At 68.3% G+C, this 19707-nt stretch carries 19 protein-coding genes; 4 read left to right on the forward strand and 15 right to left on the reverse strand.

Going from position 1 to position 19707, the window contains the following annotated elements; genetic code table 11:
• Positions 1 to 38: 38 nt before the first annotated feature.
• Entirely contained in the window at positions 39 to 1430 is a 1392-nt protein-coding gene (locus N1027_RS15320; RefSeq protein WP_259508998.1) for an HNH endonuclease signature motif containing protein, read from the forward strand.
• 446 nt (positions 1431 to 1876) lie between these two features.
• On the opposite strand, the gene nusB is transcribed toward N1027_RS15320, so the two are convergent.
• From nusB to N1027_RS15390, 14 genes are all read right to left on the reverse strand, one after another.
• Positions 1877 to 2287 carry a transcription antitermination factor NusB gene (gene nusB / locus N1027_RS15325; RefSeq protein WP_259508999.1) on the reverse strand — a complete coding sequence of 137 codons (411 nt, stop codon included), beginning with the start codon at positions 2285 to 2287 and terminating at the stop codon, positions 1877 to 1879.
• Positions 2288 to 2296: 9 nt separating this feature from the next.
• A complete protein-coding gene (efp, locus tag N1027_RS15330; RefSeq protein ID WP_259509000.1) occupies positions 2297 to 2857 on the reverse strand; it encodes an elongation factor P in 561 nt (186 codons plus the stop codon).
• Positions 2858 to 2921: 64 nt separating this feature from the next.
• Entirely contained in the window at positions 2922 to 3356 is a 435-nt protein-coding gene (locus N1027_RS15335) for a type II 3-dehydroquinate dehydratase (protein ID WP_259509001.1), read from the reverse strand.
• A 10-nt stretch (positions 3357 to 3366) separates the two neighbouring features.
• Positions 3367 to 4446, reverse strand: a complete 1080-nt coding sequence (aroB, locus tag N1027_RS15340; RefSeq protein ID WP_259509002.1) for a 3-dehydroquinate synthase — start codon at positions 4444 to 4446, stop codon at positions 3367 to 3369.
• Positions 4443 to 4982 (reverse strand): shikimate kinase, encoded by a 540-nt coding sequence (locus N1027_RS15345; RefSeq protein WP_259509003.1) that lies wholly within the window; start codon positions 4980 to 4982, stop codon positions 4443 to 4445. The genes aroB and N1027_RS15345 overlap by 4 nt, the downstream gene beginning before the upstream one ends.
• Positions 4979 to 6178 (reverse strand): chorismate synthase, encoded by a 1200-nt coding sequence (aroC, locus tag N1027_RS15350; protein WP_259509004.1) that lies wholly within the window; start codon positions 6176 to 6178, stop codon positions 4979 to 4981. Before aroC ends, N1027_RS15345 begins: the two co-directional genes overlap by 4 nt.
• Before the next feature lie 58 nt (positions 6179 to 6236).
• Positions 6237 to 7154, reverse strand: coding sequence for a shikimate dehydrogenase family protein (locus N1027_RS15355; protein ID WP_259509006.1), 918 nt, complete (start codon positions 7152 to 7154; stop codon positions 6237 to 6239).
• On the reverse strand, positions 7144 to 8424 hold the full coding sequence (gene mltG / locus N1027_RS15360; protein WP_259509007.1) for an endolytic transglycosylase MltG: 1281 nt from the start codon (positions 8422 to 8424) through the stop codon (positions 7144 to 7146). The genes N1027_RS15355 and mltG overlap by 11 nt, the downstream gene beginning before the upstream one ends.
• Entirely contained in the window at positions 8417 to 8902 is a 486-nt protein-coding gene (ruvX, locus tag N1027_RS15365) for a Holliday junction resolvase RuvX (protein WP_259509008.1), read from the reverse strand. The genes mltG and ruvX overlap by 8 nt, the downstream gene beginning before the upstream one ends.
• A 3-nt stretch (positions 8903 to 8905) precedes the next feature.
• A complete protein-coding gene (alaS, locus tag N1027_RS15370) occupies positions 8906 to 11572 on the reverse strand; it encodes an alanine--tRNA ligase (RefSeq protein WP_259509009.1) in 2667 nt (888 codons plus the stop codon).
• Between the two features lie 78 nt (positions 11573 to 11650).
• Positions 11651 to 11842 carry a hypothetical protein gene (locus N1027_RS15375; RefSeq protein WP_259509010.1) on the reverse strand — a complete coding sequence of 64 codons (192 nt, stop codon included), beginning with the start codon at positions 11840 to 11842 and terminating at the stop codon, positions 11651 to 11653.
• 48 nt (positions 11843 to 11890) lie between these two features.
• On the reverse strand, positions 11891 to 12304 hold the full coding sequence (locus N1027_RS15380; protein ID WP_259509011.1) for a DUF948 domain-containing protein: 414 nt from the start codon (positions 12302 to 12304) through the stop codon (positions 11891 to 11893).
• Between the two features lie 92 nt (positions 12305 to 12396).
• Positions 12397 to 13026, reverse strand: a complete 630-nt coding sequence (rpsD, locus tag N1027_RS15385) for a 30S ribosomal protein S4 (RefSeq protein ID WP_259509012.1) — start codon at positions 13024 to 13026, stop codon at positions 12397 to 12399.
• Positions 13027 to 13229: 203 nt separating this feature from the next.
• Positions 13230 to 14606: a replication-associated recombination protein A gene (locus N1027_RS15390; protein ID WP_259509013.1), complete on the reverse strand. Its 1377-nt coding sequence runs from the start codon at positions 14604 to 14606 to the stop codon at positions 13230 to 13232.
• Positions 14607 to 14666: 60 nt separating this feature from the next.
• Here N1027_RS15390 and N1027_RS15395 point away from each other — a divergent pair, with 60 nt between their 5' ends.
• The 3 genes from N1027_RS15395 to N1027_RS15405 all read left to right on the forward strand — a co-directional run bounded on the left by N1027_RS15395 (position 14667) and on the right by N1027_RS15405 (position 17441).
• Positions 14667 to 15470, forward strand: coding sequence for a peptidylprolyl isomerase (locus N1027_RS15395; protein WP_259509015.1), 804 nt, complete (start codon positions 14667 to 14669; stop codon positions 15468 to 15470).
• A 63-nt stretch (positions 15471 to 15533) separates the two neighbouring features.
• Complete coding sequence (locus N1027_RS15400) at positions 15534 to 16763, forward strand: DUF349 domain-containing protein (RefSeq protein WP_259509016.1); 1230 nt, start codon at positions 15534 to 15536, stop codon at positions 16761 to 16763.
• 108 nt (positions 16764 to 16871) lie between these two features.
• A complete protein-coding gene (locus N1027_RS15405) occupies positions 16872 to 17441 on the forward strand; it encodes a hypothetical protein (protein ID WP_259509017.1) in 570 nt (189 codons plus the stop codon).
• Here N1027_RS15405 and N1027_RS15410 read toward each other — a convergent pair whose 3' ends face one another.
• Positions 17442 to 19697, reverse strand: a complete 2256-nt coding sequence (locus N1027_RS15410) for a RelA/SpoT family protein (RefSeq protein ID WP_259509018.1) — start codon at positions 19695 to 19697, stop codon at positions 17442 to 17444.
• Between the last annotated feature and the right edge of the window lie 10 nt (positions 19698 to 19707).

The following is a 19707-nucleotide window of genomic DNA, read 5'->3' on the forward strand; positions in this document are numbered from 1 at the left end:
CAGGTCGAGTGTCAGTGGCTCATGCTTGAATTATTCTCATGAAGAGTTTGTTCGTGGCCCGCACCGAGGAGCTCGACGCCCGCCTCGATGCCGTCATCGACGAGCTCCGCGAGGTCGACCTCCTGACGGCCGGGTTGGATGCGCGGCGGGCCCGGGGCCTGGCCGCGGCGGCGGTGATCGCTGACGAGCGGGCCGGGTTGGTGTCGCCGGTCGGCCGGGATTTCTCGGCCGCGCGGGACGGTGAACGCACACTCGTGGCGGTCGAGATCGCCACTGCGACATTGCGGTCGGAGCGCACCGTGGCGCGGCTGATGAACGAGGCCGAGCAGCTCGTGCGCGACTACCCGACCACCCTCGCCGCCCTCGAAAACGGCCGCGTGTCGGCGCTACACACCCGGCACCTCGTCGCCCACGCCTGCACCCTGCCCGCGGACGCCCGACCGGAGTTCGAAGCCCGGCTGCTCGTCGAGGCGGCCGTGTCGCCGGCGCACCGTTTCGCCGAGAAGGCCCGCCGGATGCGCGAAACCGCCCACCCCGAATCCATCGTCGTGCGCAATAGGCAGGCGCGGGAGGAGCGGAGCGTGTGGCTCTCGCCCGAGTGCGACGGAATGGCGACCCTCACCCACCACCTGCCCGCGGTCGACGCGGTCGCGATCGACGACCTGCTCGACAAGATCGCCCGCGCCGAACGCTCCGACACCGACCCACGCACCCACCCGCAACGCCGCGCCGACGCCCTCACCCGACTGATCCTCACCCCCGACAACCCGGCCCGACCCGCGTCCATCACCGCGGCCGTTCTCGTGACCGTGCCGGCGGCAACCGTCGCGGGAGCCTCCGACGAACCGGGCGAATTGCACGGTTACGGCCCGATCGACGCCGACACCGCCCGACAGATCGCGGCCACCGCCCCCACCTTCCTCCGGGTCCTGACCCACCCGGTCACGGGGGAACCGACAATGGTCACCCGACACTGGGGCCGCGCCACCGCCGACCACCTGCCCACGCGCGACGCAGCCACCCACCCCACCACCGACGCCACCCGCCCCAGCAGCGCCGCCCGCCCCACCGGCGGCGGCGGTGCCGCCCTCCCCACGACCGGCGCCGACGGACACGATGAGGCCGGGCGCGACCGGTACAGCGCTTCACCCGAGCTGCGGTTGGTGCTCGCTGCGATCGACCAGACCTGCCGATTCCCCGGCTGCGGACGCCGCGCCAACCGCTGCGAACTCGACCACACCCACGACTGGGCCCACGGAGGCGCCACCACCGCTGAGAACCTCACCTACCTCTGCTCCCGCCACCACCACCTCAAACACGACACCGGCTGGACCGTCAAGCCCGACCCCGACCGGCCACGCCACCTCAACTGGCGCAGCCCCCACGGCCGCCACCACCACACCGCACCCCCACGCGCCCCCAGCGGCTGAACCGAAGTATGACGCCGGCACACCGCCTCGAGACGCCTCGCGACCGGCCGCTCCACAACGAGCGCGCGGCCATCGCGGCACGCGCTGTTCGACCCCGCCACCGCGCTGGGCAGTACGAGTGCACGCGCACGGTAATGCGAGCATCCGCATCCGCATCCGCGCCCGCGGTCTTCCTCTGTTACGCATGGTGCGCTGGGCGCCTCGCTGACCTGGGCGCCCGTGCCTCGACGCCACGCGCGCTCGACGCCAGCCGCGCACGGTGAGCCGCATGCCACGACGATGTCGGCGATCACGGCACGCACAGCCAGGAACGTCGTCGACGACCAGCCGATCACAGTCGGCGACGCCACCGGATCAACGGCGTTTCACTCCACTCGAGCGAACCCCGCACGCGCGGTCGGCCACCGGAAGGATCAGAAAGATCCAGGCTCCGATGACGGCGCGTGTCAGGCCGACTCGGCGACCTTGCCCAAGACACCGTTCACGAAGCTCGAGGAGTCCTCCGTAGAGAGGGTCTTCGCCGCCTCGACCGCCTCAGAGATCGCGACCGAAGCCGGCACCTCGTCGTTGTAGAGGATCTCCCAGATCGCGATGCGCAGAAGCGCCCGGTCGATCGTGGGCATGCGTGCGATGGTCCAGCCCTGCGAGTAGCTCTGGATGGTCTCGTCGATCTCGGAGAAGTGCTCCACCACTCCGTCGACGATCTCGCGCGCATAGAGCCACGAGTTCTGCCGGTCGGGCTCCGAGGCGGCTCGCGTCGCCTCCGATGCCAGCGATTCGGTGATCGGGATCTGCCGCACGTCGGCGGCGTACAAGATGTCGAGGGCGCGCTTGCGTGCCTTCGTGCGTGCGCTCAACGCCCGCGCCTAGTTGACGCGGCCGAGGTAGTCGCCCGTGCGGGTGTCGACCTTGACCTTGGTGCCGATCTCGAGGAACAGCGGAACCTGGATCTGGTATCCGGTCTCGACCGTCGCCGGCTTGGTGCCGCCGGTTGAACGGTCGCCCTGGAGGCCCGGCTCGGTGTAGGTGATCTCGAGGGTCACGGATGCGGGCAGCTCGACGTAGAGCGGCTCGCCCTCGCTGAGGGCGATCGTGGCGGTCTGCTGCTCGAGCAGGAAGTTCGCCGCTTCGCCCACGATGGCGGCCGGCAGCGTGATCTGGTCGTAGTCGCTCGTGTCCATGAACACGAAGGAGTCACCGTCTTTGTAGAGGTACTGGTAGTCGCGACGGTCGACGTTGGCCGTGTCGATCTTGGCGCCCGCGTTGAACGTGCGGTCGACGACCTTGCCGGTCATCACGTTCTTGATCTTGGTGCGCACGAACGCGCCGCCTTTGCCCGGCTTGACGTGCTGGAACTCGATGACGTTCCAGAGCTGACCGTCGATGCTCAGCACGGTGCCGTTCTTGATGTCGTTCGTTGAAGCCATGAAAGAGGTGATCCGTTCGAAGTCTTGAGGTGCGACCGGCGTTTCGGTCCTGAAAGAGTGTAGCTCAGGCGTCGAGGATGCCCCGAAGAGCGAGCCGGTACGACCCGAACCCGAATCCGGCGATCACTCCCGAAGCCACTCCCGAGATCACGCTGGTGTGCCGGAAGGTCTCCCGGGCGTGCGGGTTCGAGATGTGCACCTCGATCAGCGGAACGCCCGCCTTGGTGACCAGCGCGGCGGCATCCCGCAGCGCATAGGAGTAGTGCGTGAACGCGGCGGGGTTCAGGATGACCGGGGTTCCGGTATCGACGGCTTCGTAGAGCCAGGCGATCAACTCCGCCTCGTCGTTGGTCTGCCGCAGATCGATCTCGACCCGCCCGTCGGCCTCGGCGACGAGGAGCTTCTCGAGTGACGCGAGATCTTGCGAGCCGTAGACGTCCGGTTCGCGGCTGCCGAGGCGGCCGAGATTCGGGCCGTTCAGAACGAGGACGGATGCCATGCGATGCTCCTCAGGACGCGATCTCTTGGTAGGCGGCGAACAGCAACGCCGTCTCGGGGCCTTGCAGCACGCTGGGCCGCGCGATGTCGTCGAGCACGATGAACCGCAGCATACCGCCGCGCGACTTCTTGTCGCGCTGCATCGTGGCCAGGAGGGTCTGCCACCGGCCTGCCGGGTAGCTGGTCGGCAGCGTGAGCGAGGTGAGGATGTCGCGATGCCGATCGACCACGGCGTCCGGCAGCGACCCGGTGAGCCGCGACAGTTCCGCCGCGTAGACCATGCCCACCGAAACCGCCGCCCCGTGCCGCCACTGGTACCGCTCGGCGTGTTCGATCGCGTGACCGAGGGTGTGACCGTAGTTCAGGATCTCGCGGAGGCCGGCTTCTTTGAAATCGGTGCTCACCACGCGCGCCTTGACCCCGATCGAGAGCTCGATCAGGCGTCGGAACTCGTCGCTGGTGGGGTCGGTGGCGCGATCGACGTCGGCTTCGATGATGTCGAGGATCTCGGGCTCCGAGATGAACCCGGCTTTCACGACCTCGGCGAACCCGGCCAGGATCTCGTTACGCGGCAGGCTGGTGAGCAGGTCCAAGTCGGCGACCACGATGCTCGGCGGGTAGAAGGCGCCGACGAGATTCTTGCCCTCGTTGGTGTTGATGCCGGTCTTGCCGCCCACCGCGGCGTCGACCATGCCGAGGAGCGTGGTCGGCACCTGCACGAGGGTCACGCCGCGCAGCCAGGTGGCGGCCACGAACCCGGCGAGGTCGGTGACGGCGCCGCCACCGAAGCCGATCACAGCGTCGGTGCGCGTGAAGTCGGCCTGGCCCATGACCTGCCAGCAGAACGCGGCGACCTCCACCCGCTTGCCGGCCTCCGCATCCGGGATCTCGGCGAGCAGCACCTCGTAGCGGTCGAGCAGCTGTTCCCGCAGTTCGGCCGCGAGCACGGCGAGGGTCGGCGGATGCACGACCAACACCTTCTTGACGCCCGGACCCAGTCCGTCGCCCACACGATCGAGAACGCCGCGGCCCACCACGATGTCGTAGGCGGTGTCGCCGGTGACCGGGATGGCGGTGCTGTCGTCGGTCATCGGATGGTCTCCTCGGTTGGGCGGGTGGTGCGAGTGGGCCTCGGGGTGCGGTGCTCCGCGCGAGCCCAGTCGGCGATCTCGGCCGCGATCACGTCGGTGGGCCGGTCGGTGGTGTCGACGGTGTGATCGGCCAGTCGCTCGTAGAGGTCTCGGCGGCTTTCGTAGAGTGCGATCCACGAGTCGATGTCGGGCACCAACGGGCGCTTGCCGTTGCCGAGCCGAGCGATCACGGCATGCGGCTGCACGGTGAGCAGCACCACGCTGTGGCCCGCCAGATCACGTTGCGTGTCGGCGTCGAGCACGGCTCCCCCACCGAACGACACCACGGCGTCGGTGCTGAGGGCCCGCGCCACTTCGGCCCGCTCGAGCGAGCGGAAATGCGGCTCGCCGTGGGTCTCGAAGATGTCGGGGATCGGTCCGTGCGCCTCGACGACGAGCTTGTCGGTGTCGACGAACGGCACACCGAGGATGCGGGCGACGCGCTTGCCGATGCGCGATTTTCCGGAGGCGGGCGGGCCGATCAGAACGAGGGTCACGGGCGGGCGATGTCCGTCCTGAGGGCCTCGGGGATGGCCGCGAGGTAGGACTCGAGGTTGCGCCGGGTCTCACCGACCGAGTCGCCGCCGAACTTCTCGAGCACGGCGTTCGCGAGCACGAGCGCGGTCATCGCCTCGGCGACCACGCCGGCCGCGGGCACGGCGCAGACGTCGGAACGCTGGTGGTGCGCCGCCGCATCCTCCCCCGTCGCCACGTCGATGGTGTGCAGGGCATGAGGAACGGTGGCGATCGGCTTCATCCCGGCCCGCACGCGCAGCACGGTGCCGGTCGACATGCCTCCCTCGGTGCCGCCGGCGCGATCGCTCGACCGGGTGATCTCGTCGCCCTCGCGGTAGAGCTCGTCGTGCGCGGCCGAGCCGCGGCGCCGCGTGGTCTCGAACCCGTCGCCGACCTCGACGCCCTTGATGGCCTGGATGCCCATCAGGGCGGCGGCCAGCTGCGAGTCGAGCCGGCGGTCCCAGTGCACGTGCGATCCGAGTCCCGGCGGCAGACCGTAGGCCAGCACCTCGACCACGCCGCCGAGGGTGTCGCCCTCCTTGTGCGCGTCATCGATCTCGGCCACCATGAGCGCGCTGGTCGCGGCATCCCAGCACCGCACCGGATCGGCGTCGAGGGCGTCGACGTCGCGTGGGCGCGGGAGGGGGGCGCCGTCGGGCACGCGCACCGGCCCGATGGCGAGCGTGTGGCTCACGAGCTCGATGCCGAGCTGCTCGAGGAAGGCCTTCGCGATGGCGCCGAGAGCGACGCGGGCCGCGGTCTCGCGGGCGCTCGCGCGTTCGAGGATGGGACGAGCTTCGGCGAAGTCGTACTTCTGCATGCCTACGAGATCGGCGTGGCCTGGGCGAGGACGGGTGAGCGGGGCGCTGCGGCCTGTGCCGGACAGCTCTTCCTCGAGCGGATCGACACCCATCACCTCGGTCCACTTCGGCCACTCGGTGTTGCCGATGCGCACGGCGACCGGGCTGCCGAGGGTGCGGCCGTGCACGACGCCGCCGGTCATCGCCAGCTCGTCCTGCTCGAACTTCATCCGCGCCCCCCGGCCGTAGCCGAGCTTGCGGCGCGCGAGATCCGCGCGAAGTCGATCGAGGGTAACCGGGATACCGGACGGGAGTCCTTCGACGATCGCGATGAGTTCTTGACCGTGGGACTCGCCGGCTGTGAGCCAACGGAGCATGATTACGATCTTCCCACAGACGGCACCCGCGTTCGGCCGGGCCCGAGCAGCAGCAGTGCTACGGGAGGAGCTGCCCCGTGGCGTCGAGGCCGGCCGCGTCGAGCATGGCTGCCGTGATCCGCTCTTCGTCGTCGAGCTTCACCAGCGGATCGCCGCGGAGGAAGACCCGGATCTGGGCCACGGCCTGATGCACCAGCATCGCGAGACCGGGAACCGCCAGTCGGCCCTGCGACTCCCAGAGACCGGCGAGTTCGCTCGGCCACGGGTGATAGGCGACGTCGAGCAGGGTCGACGACGATGGGATGGCGGTGCCGGCGAAGTTCACCGAGACGCCGACGCCGCCGGGCAGCGTGCTGATGGTGAGGTCGGGCACGAGCGCGCCCACCGCGGGATCGTGCAGGGCGGTGACGGTCGAGCTGACTCCGGCCGCGCGCGCCGCAGCCACGACATCGGCGGCCTTCGCGGGGCTCCGCAGCACGATGTCGACGTGCTCGCTGCCCAACTGACCCGCGGCGACGACGGCCGAACGGGCCGTCGCTCCCCCACCGATCACGAGGGTGCGCACGGTGCGTTCGACACCGGCGCGCACGAGGGCCTCGCGAATGCCGTACACGTCGGTGTTGAATCCGTCGAGGCGGCGTCGGCCGTCGTGCCGGCTGACGAGCACGGTGTTCACCGCTCCGGTGGCCGCGCCGATCGTATCGACCGAGTCGAGCTCGGCGAGCACCGTCTCCTTCAGCGGCATGGTGAGCGAGAGGCCGCGCCACTCCGGCGTGAGGCCCGCGATGAAGCCGGGGAGGGCATCCGTCGTCACCTCGTAGGCGTCGTAGCTCCAGGGCAGACCGAGAGCGGCGTAGGCGGTGCGATGCAACAGCGGCGACTGCGAGTGCGCGATCGGAAAGCCGAGCACGCCGAGCATCAGCCCGTCTCGCAGGAGGTCGGGCTCGTCGTCGGGAACTGCGACGCTATTGGACATCAGGATGATCCGCCCACCACTGCTGCAACTGCTCGACGGCCGCGGCGTGCTCGTCGGCGGTCGACGAGAACACCGTCTCGCCGGTGTCGAGGTTGATGGTCACGAAGTACAACCACGGGCCGTCGGCCGGGTGCAGCGCCGCGTTGATCGCGTCGTCGCCCGGGTTGGAGATCGGCCCGATCGGCAGTCCGGGGTTCGCGTAGGTGTTGTAGAGGTTGGAGGCGTCTTCACGCTCGGCCGAGGTGGTCTCCACCCGGCTGTGGCCCGCCCCGTAGGCGACGGTCGCGTCGGACTCGAGGTTCATGCCCTGGTCGAGCCGGTTCGTGAACACGCGGGAGACCTTGAACATGTCCTCGACGCTGCCGGCCTCCTTCTGGATGAGTGCGGCGAGGGTGACCACCCGGAAGCGGTCGTCGGGAGCCACTCCTGCGGCATCCAGCGACTGGAAGGTGCGCTGCACCATGGTGGTGATCATGTCGGCCGGCGTCTGGCCGGGCTCGAAGGTGTAGGTCGCCGGAAAAAGGAAGCCCTCGATGCTCGGCGCCTGCGCCGGAACCCCGAGCGCGATATAGTTCGCGCCCGCCGCCTCGAAGTCGGCCAGCGGCTGCCCGGTCACGTCGGCGAGCTCCTGGTAGATGCCCTTCGCGCTCGACCCCTCGGGGATGGTGACCGTGTAGTCGACCTTGTTGTCGGGGTTCTGCAGGGCGTCGAGCGCCGCCTGCGCGCTCATCTTCTCAGCCAGCTTGAACGTGCCGGCCTGGAAGACGGGCGCTGGATCCTGCTTCACCAGCAGGTCGTAGAAGGCGGCCGAGCTCTTCACCACGCCCTGCGCGGCGAGATTGTCGCCGATGGTCTCGCCGATGTCGCCGTCGTTCACGACGAACATCACCTCGCCCGTTCCGGCGCCCTCGTAGTCGTCGACCTGCTGGCCGGCGAACATCGTGGCGATCTGCGCTCCGAAGGTGTTGTAGAGAAAGGCGCCGGCAGCGGTGAGCAGGCCCACGATCACCACGGTCACGATCAGACGTTTCAGCCAGCGCCGCGGTTTGCGCTCGTGACCCCGGTCGTCGTAGCCGCCGCGGCCCCCGCCGCCTCCGCCCGAACTCGAGGCCCGGTGGTGAGCCGGCTGCTCCGCGACCCGGCGCGCGTCGCGCCTCGTCGCGGGCTGTCCGCTCCGCGTGCTGGCGCGTCCGTCTTTCGTCTCCACGGGCGTCTCTGCGCGGAAGAACTCGGCGAACGGATGGTTCTCTGGTGGCTGGCGGTCAGTCACTACCTTTTCCTTGGCTCGGGTCGATGAGGATGCCGGGGGGCTTTCCCGAGGAACGCTCACTGTCGAGGGCGTGCTGCACGAGTATAACCGCGGCGACCTGATCGATCACGGGGCGGGAACTGCGAGTATTGCGGCCGTTGGCGTGCAGAGCCGTCTGTGCCGAGACCGTGGTGAGGCGTTCGTCGATCATCCGCACGGGCGGATTCCGGGCCGTGGCGAGGCGTTCGGCGAAGTCCCGGGCATCCTGAGTGGAGGCGGTCTCGCCCCCGCTCATCGACAGCGGCAGGCCCACCACGATCTCCATCGCGTCGAGCTCGGCGACGATGTCGCGGATGCGCCGGATGTCGGCATCGCCCTCTCCGTCTTTCGAGCGCGGAACGGTCTCCACCGGAGTCGCAAGCATGCCGTGGGGGTCGGTGCGCGCCACTCCGATGCGCGCCTTCCCGACGTCGATGCCGATCCTGACTCCTGGGCGCATCCGCTACCCGGCCACGGACTGGGTGATCGCGGTGAGCGCCGCGCCGATCGCGGTGACGTCGGTGCCGCCGCCCTGGGCGAGGTCGTCTTTGCCGCCTCCGCCGCCGCCGAGCACACCGGCTGCGAGTTTGGCGAGGGCCCCGGCCTTCGCGCCGGTGGCGCGCGCGCCCTCCGTCGTCGCGACGATGACCACGGGCTTCCCGGCTGCGACCGCGGCAAGCGCCACGACGGCCGAGGTGGTTCCGGATGCGGTGAGCGCGTCGCGCACGCCGGTGACCAGGTGACGCACGTCGTCGGGCGAGCGCAGCTCCCCGAGGTCTTCGGCCACGAGCGTCACGGCGCCGACCGGATGCGCGGAGGCGGCCAGCGCAGGAATCCGCGTCGACAATTGTCCGGCCTCGAACGCCGCGATCTTCTTCTCGGCCGCCTTGAGGTTCGCGGTGAGGTCGGCGATGCGTGCGGTCAGTTCGTCGCGCGGGGTCTTCAGCGATGAGGTGAGCTGCGACACCAGGGCGCGCTCGGTCGCGAACTCGCGGAACGCCTCGATGCCCACCAGCGCTTCGACGCGACGGTTGGTCGAGCCGATCGACGACTCGCCCTGCAGGTTGATCATGCCGATCTGCGCGCTCGAGGCGACGTGGGTGCCCGCGCAGAGCTCGCGCGACCACGGTCCGCCGATGTCGACCATCCGCACGACCTCGCCGTACTTCTCGCCGAACAGGGCCATCGCACCCATGGAACGCGCCTCGTCGAGCGGCAGCTCGCGGGTCACCACCTCGAGGTCGTCGCGGATGGCGAGGTTCGCGATCTCCTCGATCTCCGTGCGCGTCTCGAACGAGAGCGGCTGGTTCCAGGAGAAGTCGAGCCGCATGTACCCGGCCTTGTTGTACGAACCGGCCTGGTGGGCCTGCTCGCCGAGAGTCTCCCGCAGCGCCGCGTGGATGAGGTGGGTCGCCGAGTGCGCCTGGGTGGCACCGCGACGCCACTGCGAGTCGACGACGCTCCGCGCGAGGTCACCCACGGCCACCTGGCCGCTCGTGACCTCGGCGCGGTGACTGATCAGGCCCTTCACCGGCTTCTGCACGTCGAGCACGGTGAGTTCGAAGCCGTCGCCCACGATGGTGCCGGAGTCGGCCTCCTGCCCGCCCGACTCGGCGTAGAGGCTGGTCTCGGCGAGGATGATCTCGACCTGCTCCCCCGCCACCGCGGAGTTCACGGAGACCCCGTCGACGATGAGACCCAGTACCGGCGCCTCGCTCTCCAGCGCGTCGTACCCGTGGAACACGGTCTCGCCCAGGGCACGGAACTGGCTGTACACCGTGAGATCGGTGATGCCGAGCTTCTTGGCCTTCGCGTCGGCCTTGGCGCGCTGCTTCTGCTCCGCCATCAGCGATTCGAATGCGACCCGGTCGACGGCGAGTCCGGACTCCTCCGCGATCTCGAGGGTGAGATCGATCGGGAACCCGTAGGTGTCGTGCAGCAGGAAGGCGGTGGGGCCCTCCAGAACGGATGCGCCGCCCGCCTTGGTCGCCGCCACCGCGGTGTCGAGGATGGTCGTGCCGCCCGTCAGCGTGCGGAGGAACGACTCCTCTTCGGCGTAGGCGCCACGCGAGATGCGGTCGAAGTCGGCCGAGACCTCGGGGTAGGCGGCCTTCATGGCGTCGCGCGAGGCAGTGAGCAACTCGGGCATGGTGGCGGTGTCGACGCCGAGCAGTCGCATCGAACGCACGGTGCGCCGCAGCAGACGGCGCAGGATGTAGCCGCGCCCTTCGTTCGACGGGGTGACACCGTCGCTCATCAGCATCAGGGCGCTGCGCACGTGGTCGGCGACCACGCGCATCCGCACGTCGTCGTCGTGCACGGCGCCGTACCGGCGGCCCGAGATCTCGGCGGCACGGTCGAGCACCGGGCGCACTTGGTCGATCTCATAGAGGTTCTCGACTCCCTGCTTGAGGAACGCCACGCGCTCGAGGCCCATGCCGGTGTCGATGTTCTTGCGAGGCAGTTCGCCCAGGATCTGGAACTCGGTCTTGGAGGTGCCCTCACCGCGGAGGTACTGCATGAACACGAGGTTCCAGATTTCGATGTAGCGGTTCTCGTCGGCCACCGGGCCGCCCTCGCTGCCGTAGGCCGGTCCGCGGTCGAAGTAGATCTCCGAGCAGGGGCCGGCGGGGCCGGGCTGGCCGGTCGACCAGTAGTTGTCTTCTTTGCCACGACGCTGGATGCGCGCATCCGGCAGCCCGGCGACCCGCTTCCAGATATCGATCGCCTCGTCGTCGTCTTCGTAGACGGTGACCCACAGGTCGCGCTCGGGGAAACCGAGGCCGCCCTCGCTCTCGGGCGAGGTGAGCAGCTCCCAGGCGTAGCCGATGGCGCCCTCTTTGAAGTAGTCGCCGAACGAGAAGTTGCCGTTCATCTGGAAGAAGGTGCCATGCCGGGTGGTCTTGCCCACCTCTTCGATGTCGAGGGTGCGGATGCACTTCTGCACGCTCGTGGCTCGCGGGTACGGCGCGGGCACCAGCCCCGAGAGATAGGGGATGAACGGAACCATCCCGGCCACCGTGAACAGCAGCGACGGGTCTTCGCTGACCAGGGAGGCGGACGGAACGACCGTGTGCCCCCGGTCGCCGAAGAATTCGAGCCAGCGGGAGCGGATGTCAGCGGTGAGCATGTATTCGGGATGTCCTAGTTCGGGGAATCGTGCCGCAGCGACCGGCTCGGATGCGGCCGGCCGCGGCGCCAGGGGTCGTTACTTGCCGGCGATGGCAGCGCGGAGTTCGGCCTCGCGCTCCCGGTAACCGTCGATCAGCGAGTCGCTGAATTCTTTGGTCTTCTTGTCGAACTCATTGAAGAACTGCTTGCCCTTCGCCGTCTGGTTGAACTGGTGGGCGACCAGGAAGCCGATGCCCACACCGGCGATCAGCCACAGAAACTTCTTCATCGTCGTTCTCCTCGTTCGTGTCGGAAGCGGCAAAAGCCTCCGGCCAGTTTAGTGCGTGGTCTTCTTGGGCTTCTTGGGTCGGCGTGCGGTGCCGTCGGCATCCTCGCCTTTCGCCGCACGGAAGCTCAGCATCGCGGCCCGCACGGCGGCGCTGAAGCTGGCGAGCTTGATCAGCGGCCCGCCGACGGAGGCGGCGAAGAGCGACACCAGCGACGAGACGTTGCCGGTCACCTCTTCCACGTTGCGCGTGATCACGTCGACCCGGGCGAGCTGCTTGTTCGCCTCCTGCACGGTGACCGTCGATTCCGTGAGGATAGGCGTGATGCCGTCGCTGACGTCTTTGATGGAGTCGCGGGTCTGGTCGAACACTCCCCCGAGTTTCACCAACGGGATGGCGATGATGGCCACCAGAACAGCGAACACGCCGGCGGCGATCAGTCCTGCGATGTCTCCACCCGACATGGTTCAACCCCTCTTCGGATACACAGAAAGCGGGCCACCAGGGGTGACCCGCTCTCTAGTATGTCGTGACTGCCCACGACTCGGTGAAACGCTTAGCGCGCTGCGTAGTACTCGACGACGAGCTGCACTTCACAGGTCACAGGAACCTCGGCGCGCTTCGGGCGGCGCACGAGGCGGGCCTGCAGCTTGTCGAGCTCGACCTCGAGGTAACCCGGGGTCTTGGGGAGCAGGTCGATGTGACCGCCGGCTGCCGCGACCTGGAAGGGCTCGGTGCCCTCGGACTTGGCCTTGACGTGGATGAGCTGACCCGGCTTCACGCGGAACGACGGGCGGTCGACGAGCTGGCCGTCGACCAGGATGTGACGGTGCACGACCATCTGACGGGCCTGAGCGGTGGTGCGGGCGAAGCCCGAACGCAGGATCAGGGCGTCGAGGCGCATCTCGAGGAGCTCGACGAGGTTCTCACCGGTCAGGCCCTTCGCCTTGCGGGCCTCTTCGAAGGCGATCTTCAGCTGCTTCTCGCGGATGCCGTACTGGGCGCGCAGACGCTGCTTCTCGCGCAGACGAACGGCGTAGTCGCTGTCCTGCTTGCGCTTGGTGCGGCCGTGCTCACCGGGAGCGTAGGGGCGCTTCTCGAGGTACTTGGCCGCCTTCGGGGTGAGCGGGATGCCGAGCGCCCGGGAAAGGCGGGTCTTGCTGCGCGTACGCGACTTGGTAGCCACTTACGTCCTTTCGTTGGAATTCTTACAAGATGGATTTGCGCACAGCAGTGCGCGTGACTCCACAGGAGTCCAAGTAAGAGGGGTGTCTGCCGGGCGGTTCGGCTAAAGAACGCGATCCCGTCACCAGTGTCGATCGGCAGCCGCTCCGAAATGACGCTGATTAGGCATCGACAAGACTAGCACAGCGGATGTCGCCGATCCGCCTATTTCTGCGGTCCCCGGGTGATGTCCCGCAGCTTCGCGAGCCGGGCCGAGATCTCCCGTTCGTGCCCGTGATCGGTGGGCTCGTAGTAGGTCTTGCCGGCGAGTTCGTCGGGGAGGTACTGCTGCCGCACCACGCCGAGGTCGTCGTCATGCGGGTATTTGTAGCCCTTGCCGTGCCCCAGCCGCTTGGCGCCGGCGTAGTGGGCGTCACGCAGGTGTTTGGGCACCCGCCCGAAGTTGCCGGCCTTCACATCGGCGATGGCGGCGTTGATGCCCATGTACGCGGCGTTCGATTTCGGGGCGGTGGCGAGGTACACCACGGCCTCGGCGAGCGGGATGCGGCCCTCCGGCATCCCGATCATCTGCACGGCCTCCGCGGCCGCGACCGCGATCGGCAGTGCTTGGGGGTCGGCGATGCCGATGTCTTCCGACGCCAGGATGATGACCCGTCGCGCGATGAACCGCGGGTCTTCGCCCGCTTCGAACATGCGCGCGAGGTAGTGCAGCGAGGCGTCGACGTCGGACCCGCGCACCGACTTGATGAACGCGCTGATCACGTCGTAGTGCTCGTCGCCGTTGCGGTCGTAGCGCAGCAGCGCGCGGTCGACGGACTGCTCGAGCACCGCGCCGGTGATGAGGGGCACCTCGTCGTCGTCGGCCTCGTCGTCGTCTTCGTCGCCGTGCTCGCCGGCGGTGGCGGCCAGCACCGTGCCGGCTGAGGCCTCGAGAGCGGTGAGGGCACGACGGGCGTCGCCCGACGACATCCGGATGATCGCGGCGCGTGCTTCGTCGTCGAGCGCGACCTTGCCGGCCAGACCCCGCGGGTCGCTGACGGCCCGGTCGATCAGCACCCCCAGATCGTCGTCGGTCAACTGCTCGAGGGTCAGGAGGAGCGAACGCGAGAGCAACGGCGAGATGACCGAAAAGGAGGGGTTCTCGGTGGTGGCCGCCACGAGGATGACCCAGCCGTTCTCGACACCCGGCAACAGCGCATCCTGCTGCGCCTTGGTGAAGCGGTGGATCTCGTCGAGGAAGAGCACGGTGGAGAGGCCGTAGAGGTCGCGGTTGCGGAACGCGTCGTCCATCACCTGCCGCACGTCTTTCACCCCCGCGGTGACGGCCGAGAGCTCGACGAACTTGCGGCCCGAGCTGTGGGCGATGGCCTGCGCCAGCGTGGTCTTGCCCGTGCCGGGCGGGCCCCACAGGATGACGGACACCGAGCCGGTCGTGCCCCCGGTGTCGGAGGCCAGGTTCACGAGCGGCGAACCGGGCCGCAGGAGGTGCTTCTGACCCGCCACTTCGTCGAGACTGCGGGGCCGCATGCGGACAGCGAGCGGGACTGCTCCGGAGTGGAGTCCCGGTTGCTGATAGGCCATACGTCTAGGGTACTGTGATGGGCCGACAGAGCCCGGCGATCGAAGACCGATGGAGGACCCGTGGCACCCAGCAATCAGGAGCGCGCCGCTCGAGAAGCTCGCACCCGCTTGCGCGATTACCAGGCCCGGCAGACAGCACACACCGAGCGCTCCAAGCGCCGGGTGCGCGACAACGTCATCGCTGCGGTCGTCGTCGTCGTCGTGATCGCCGGAGTCACCGGCGCCCAGCTGTTCTACTTCAATGGCGGACCGGGATCGTCGGTCGCCACGCCGAGCGCATCCGCGACGCCGCCGGCCGACGACAGCGACGCCGCCCCCGAAGGCCAGAACACCGGCGACGTGCCGTCTTCCACCCTCGCCGAGGGCCGGGACTGGACGGGCACGCTCACCATCAACGACCTCCCCCTCGGCATCACGCTCGACGGTGCGGCTGCTCCGCAGGCCGTCTCCGCCTTCCTCTCACAGGCCAAGGAGGGCTTCTTCACCGGCACCTCCTGCCACCGCCTCACCACCAGCGGCATCTTCGTGCTGCAGTGCGGCGACCCGGAAGGCACCGGCACCGGCGGGCCCGGATACAGCTACGGACCGGTCGAGAACGCCCCGGCCGACGACGTCTACCCCGCCGGCACGCTCGCCATGGCCCGCCAGAGCGGAAACGGCTACAGCATGGGCAGCCAGTTCTTCATCGTCTACGACGACAGCACGATCCCCTCGGATGCCGCGGGCGGCTACACGGTGCTCGGCCAGGTCACGAGCGGTCTCGACGCTCTGAAGTCGAGCGTGGTCGCGGCGGGCACGGAAGACGGCTCGGGCGACGGCAAGCCGGCCTCTCCGGCGGTCATCACCAATGTCACAGTTCAATAACCCAGCGCGCCCGGTGCAATAGGCTTGTGGCCGTACTCCAGACATCGTCGACAGGATGGTTCCGTGACCGCTAGTGATCAACACCCGTGGGGGCGTGTGGACGACGATGGATCCGTCTACGTGCTCGAAGCCGATGGTGAGCGACTGGTCGGCCAGTATCCCGATGGCACGAAAGAAGAGGCGATCGCCTACTTCGAGCGCAAGTACACCGATCTCGCCGGGCAGGTGACCCTGCTCGAGCAGCGCGCGAAGCGCGGCGCTCCGGCCAACGACATCGCGAAGGCCGTCGGTGCACTCACGTCGTCGGTGCAGACGGCGAACGCCGTCGGCGACCTGGAGTCGCTGCACACGCGCCTCGAGGCCCTGGCCTCGACCGTGAGCGAGATCACCGAGAAGCAGTCGGCCGAGGCGCAGGCCGAGGTGGCGCAGGCCGTTCTCGACCGCACCGAGATCGTCGTCGAGATCGAAGCCCTCGCGGCCCAAGACCCGGCCAAGGCGCAGTGGAAGACGGTCACCGCGAAGATCGACGAGCTGTTCGCCCGCTGGCAGAAGCACCAGCAGGAGGGCCCGCGTCTTCCCCGCAGCGAGGCTCAGGAATTGTGGAAGCGCTTCCGCGAGGCCCGCACGTCGCTCGAGACGCAGCGCAAGTCGTTCTTCGCCGAGCTCGATCAGGTGCACCGGGATGCGCGGAACCGCAAGCAGGAACTGGTCGACCAGGCCGAAGCTCTCGCTCCGCGCGGGTCCGACGGCATCCCCGCCTACCGCGATCTGCTCGCCGATTGGAAGGCCACCGGCCGCGCCGGCAAGAAGTACGACGACGCGTTGTGGGACAAGTTCAAGGCCGCCGGCGACGTGCTCTACTCGGCCCGCAGCGAGGTCGTGGCCCGCGACGAGCAGGAGTTCGGCGAGAATCTCACGCAGAAGCTGGCCCTGCTAGACGAAGCGGAGCCGCTGCTCAAGGAGACCGATCGCACTCGTGCTCGGGAGGCCCTGATCTCCATCCAGCAGCGCTGGGACGCCATCGGCAAGGTTCCGCGCGAGCAGGTCAAGACCGTCGAAGAGCGGCTGCGCAAGGTCGAGACGGCCGTGCGCAAGCTCGACGAAGACTACTGGAGCCGCAACAACCCCGAGAAGAAGGCCCGTTCAGAGGGGCTCGCCTCGCAGCTCACCGGCGCGATCGATAAGCTGCAGCGCGAGATCGACGACGCCAAGACCGCCGGCGACAGCAAGAAGGTCGCTGAGCTGCAAGAAGCCCTCGATGCCCGCAAGGTGTGGTTGGACGCCCTGGGTTGAGTCGTCAGCGCCTGTGGCGGTATTCCACAGGCGCTGAGTGCTTTGCACGTTGTCCACAGATTGTTCGGTGCCGCCCTGTGCTGGGCGTGCACCGGGCATCATCGAGGCATGGCACCCGCGCTTCCCCTCGTTCTCGACAGCACCCATCTCCCCCTTGCTGAGCTCAGCGCCGCCCGGCTCGACGGCGATCTGCGAGCTCTGGCGGGCGCCTACTGCTCGGTCGACGTGCATCCCTCCGCGGCACTACGCGGTGCGGCGCTCGCTCCACTGGTGCCCGATGGGCTGATCGTCGAACGGATGTCGGCGGCCTGGCTGCACGGCGCGACACCGCGGTTTCCCCGACCGGTGCAGCTGTGCATCCGATCGTCGCACCGCATCCGTGATGTGCCCTCGATCGACAGGCAGGTGCGACAGGTGGTGCTCGGCGATCACGAGATCATGGAGGCCGGGCCGGTGCGGGTCACCGATCCGTTCCGCACCGCCGTCGATCTGGTGCGCTGCGACCCGGTGTTCGACCGCGGTGTCGTGCTGTGCGTGACGACACTGTTGCTGACCGCCCGAGCGTCGACCGTACGGTGCCGGGCCGAATTGCGCCGGGTGCCGCACCTGCCCCACAAACAGCGGGCGCTCCGAAGGCTCGAGGAGATCGACGAGGTGCTCCGCGGTCCGCCGCGCTGATCAGCCGCCGGAGACCCGATAGACGTCGTAGACCGCATCGATCCGCCGCACCGCATTGAGCACGCGGTCGAGGTGCGTCGTGTCGCCCATCTCGAAGACGAAACGGCTGATCGCCAGTCGGTCGCTCGAGGTGTTCACCGAGGCGGAGAGGATGTTGACGTGGTGTTCCGAGAGCACGCGCGTGACATCCGAGAGCAGGCCCGAGCGGTCGAGGGCTTCGACCTGGATCTGCACCAGGAAGACGCTCTTCGACGACGGCGCCCACTCCACTTCGATCATCCGCTCCGGCTCGTTGAGCAGGGCAGCGACGTTGTGGCAGTCGGCCTGGTGCACCGAGACGCCAGAGCCACGGGTCACGAAGCCGACGATGTCGTCGCCCGGCACCGGGGTGCAGCACTTCGCGAGCTTCACCAGGATGTCGGGTGCACCGCGCACGAGCACACCGGAGTCACTGTGGGTGACCCGGGGGCGGTTACCCACGAAGACATCGAGATCGGAGTCATCGCTCTCGACCTCGGTCTGCAGCGACGCGATGACCTTCTCGATCACCGACTGTGTGGAGATGTGCCCCTCGCCGATGGCTGCGTAGAGCCCCGACACGTTGTCGTAGTGCAGCTGGGATGCGACATCCGCGATGGAGTCCTGGCTCATCAGCTTCTGCAGCGGGAGGTTCTGCTTGCGCATGGCGCGCGCGATGGCGTCGCGACCCTGCTCGATGGCCTCGTCGCGGCGCTCCTTGGTGAACCACTGGCGAATCTTGTTGCGCGCGCGAGGGCTCTGCACGAAGCTGAGCCAGTCCTGTGAGGGCCCGGAGTCGGGGTTCTTCGAGGTGAAGACCTCCACCACGTCGCCCGAGCCGAGCGTCGAATCCAGCGGCACCAGCCGCCCGTTCACCTTCGCGCCCATAGTGCGGTGCCCCACCTCGGTGTGCACCGCGTAGGCGAAGTCGACCGGAGTGGCGCCGGCCGGAAGACCGACCACCTTGCCCTTGGGTGTGAAGACGTAGACCTCTTTGGCACCGATCTCGAAGCGCAGCGAGTCGAGGAACTCCCCCGGGTCGACGGTCTCGGCCTGCCAGTCGGAGATGCGCGCCAGCCACGCCATGTCGGTGTCGCTCGACGAGGCGTTCGATGCCGCAGCCTTGCCCCCGTTCACCCGCTCCTTGTACTTCCAGTGCGCTGCGACGCCGTACTCGGCGCGCTGGTGCATCTCGTGGGTACGGATCTGGATCTCGACCGGCCGGCCGCCCGGGCCGATCACCGTCGTGTGCAGCGACTGGTAGAGATTGAACTTGGGGGTGGCGATGTAGTCCTTGAAGCGACCGGGAATCGGATTCCAGCGTGCGTGGATCGATCCGAGCACGGCATAGCAGTCGCGCACGGTGTTCACGAGCACCCGGATGCCGACCAGATCGTAGATCTCGTCGAACTCGCGGCCGCGCACGATCATCTTCTGATAGATCGAGTAGTACTGCTTCGGCCGCCCGGCGACCTTGCCACGGATCTTGCCGGCCTTGAGGTCTTCGCCCACCGCATCGATGACCTGCTGCACGTACTCCTCGCGCTGCGGGGTGCGCTGACGCACCAGGTTCTCGATCTCGACGTAGAGCTTCGGGTAGAGCACCGCGAAGGACAGGTCTTCGAGCTCCCACTTGATCGACTGGATGCCCAGCCGATGCGCGAGCGGCGTGTAGATCTCCAGGGTCTCCTTGGCCTTGCGCTGCGCCGACTCGGTGGGCACGAAGCCCCAGGTGCGGGCATTGTGCAGGCGGTCGCAGAGCTTGATGATGAGCACCCGGATGTCGCGCGACATCGCCACGATCATCTTGCGAACGGTCTCGGCCTGCGCGCTGTCGCCGTACTTCACCTTGTCGAGCTTGGTGACGCCGTCGACCAGCATCGCCACTTCGTCTCCGAAGTCATGGCGCACCATGTCGAGCGAGTACTCGGTGTCTTCGACCGTGTCGTGCAGCAGGGCTGCGGCCACGGCCTTCGACCCGAGGCCGAGTTCGGCCAGGATCTGCGCGACGGCGACCGGATGCGTGATGTAGGGCTCGCCGCTCCGGCGCTTCTGCCCGTCGTGAGCGCGCTCCGCCGCGGTGTAGGCGCGCTCGACGATGGTCAGGTCGGCCTTCGGATGGTTGGCCCGCACCGTGCGGATCAGGGTGTCGACCGCGCCGGCCGGCTGGGCCCGCGAGAACAACCGGGGCACCAGACGGCGCAGCGTAGCTGTCGACGTCGCGTTGGTCTCCGTCATGTCAGGCCTC

The sequence above is a fragment of the Herbiconiux aconitum genome (assembly GCF_024979235.1).
Lineage (GTDB): Bacteria > Actinomycetota > Actinomycetes > Actinomycetales > Microbacteriaceae > Herbiconiux > Herbiconiux aconitum.

Bases quoted from the DNA above. Each gene is read 5' to 3' on its own strand.
- aroB (WP_259509002.1), bottom strand. From the start codon at position 4,446: ATGACCGACGACAGCACCGCCATCCCGGTCACCGGCGACACCGCCTAC.
- alaS (WP_259509009.1), bottom strand. From the start codon at position 11,572: ATGCTCACCGCTGACATCCGCTCCCGCTGGCTCGAATTCTTCGGCGAC.
- N1027_RS15320 (WP_259508998.1), top strand. From the start codon at position 39: ATGAAGAGTTTGTTCGTGGCCCGCACCGAGGAGCTCGACGCCCGCCTC.
- N1027_RS15390 (WP_259509013.1), bottom strand. From the start codon at position 14,606: ATGGCCTATCAGCAACCGGGACTCCACTCCGGAGCAGTCCCGCTCGCT.
- N1027_RS15375 (WP_259509010.1), bottom strand. From the start codon at position 11,842: ATGAAGAAGTTTCTGTGGCTGATCGCCGGTGTGGGCATCGGCTTCCTG.
- N1027_RS15380 (WP_259509011.1), bottom strand. From the start codon at position 12,304: ATGTCGGGTGGAGACATCGCAGGACTGATCGCCGCCGGCGTGTTCGCT.
- ruvX (WP_259509008.1), bottom strand. From the start codon at position 8,902: ATGCGCCCAGGAGTCAGGATCGGCATCGACGTCGGGAAGGCGCGCATC.
- N1027_RS15355 (WP_259509006.1), bottom strand. From the start codon at position 7,154: ATGTCCAATAGCGTCGCAGTTCCCGACGACGAGCCCGACCTCCTGCGA.
- N1027_RS15410 (WP_259509018.1), bottom strand. From the start codon at position 19,697: ATGACGGAGACCAACGCGACGTCGACAGCTACGCTGCGCCGTCTGGTG.
- efp (WP_259509000.1), bottom strand. From the start codon at position 2,857: ATGGCTTCAACGAACGACATCAAGAACGGCACCGTGCTGAGCATCGAC.
- N1027_RS15335 (WP_259509001.1), bottom strand. From the start codon at position 3,356: ATGGCATCCGTCCTCGTTCTGAACGGCCCGAATCTCGGCCGCCTCGGC.
- N1027_RS15405 (WP_259509017.1), top strand. From the start codon at position 16,872: ATGGCACCCGCGCTTCCCCTCGTTCTCGACAGCACCCATCTCCCCCTT.
- aroC (WP_259509004.1), bottom strand. From the start codon at position 6,178: ATGCTCCGTTGGCTCACAGCCGGCGAGTCCCACGGTCAAGAACTCATC.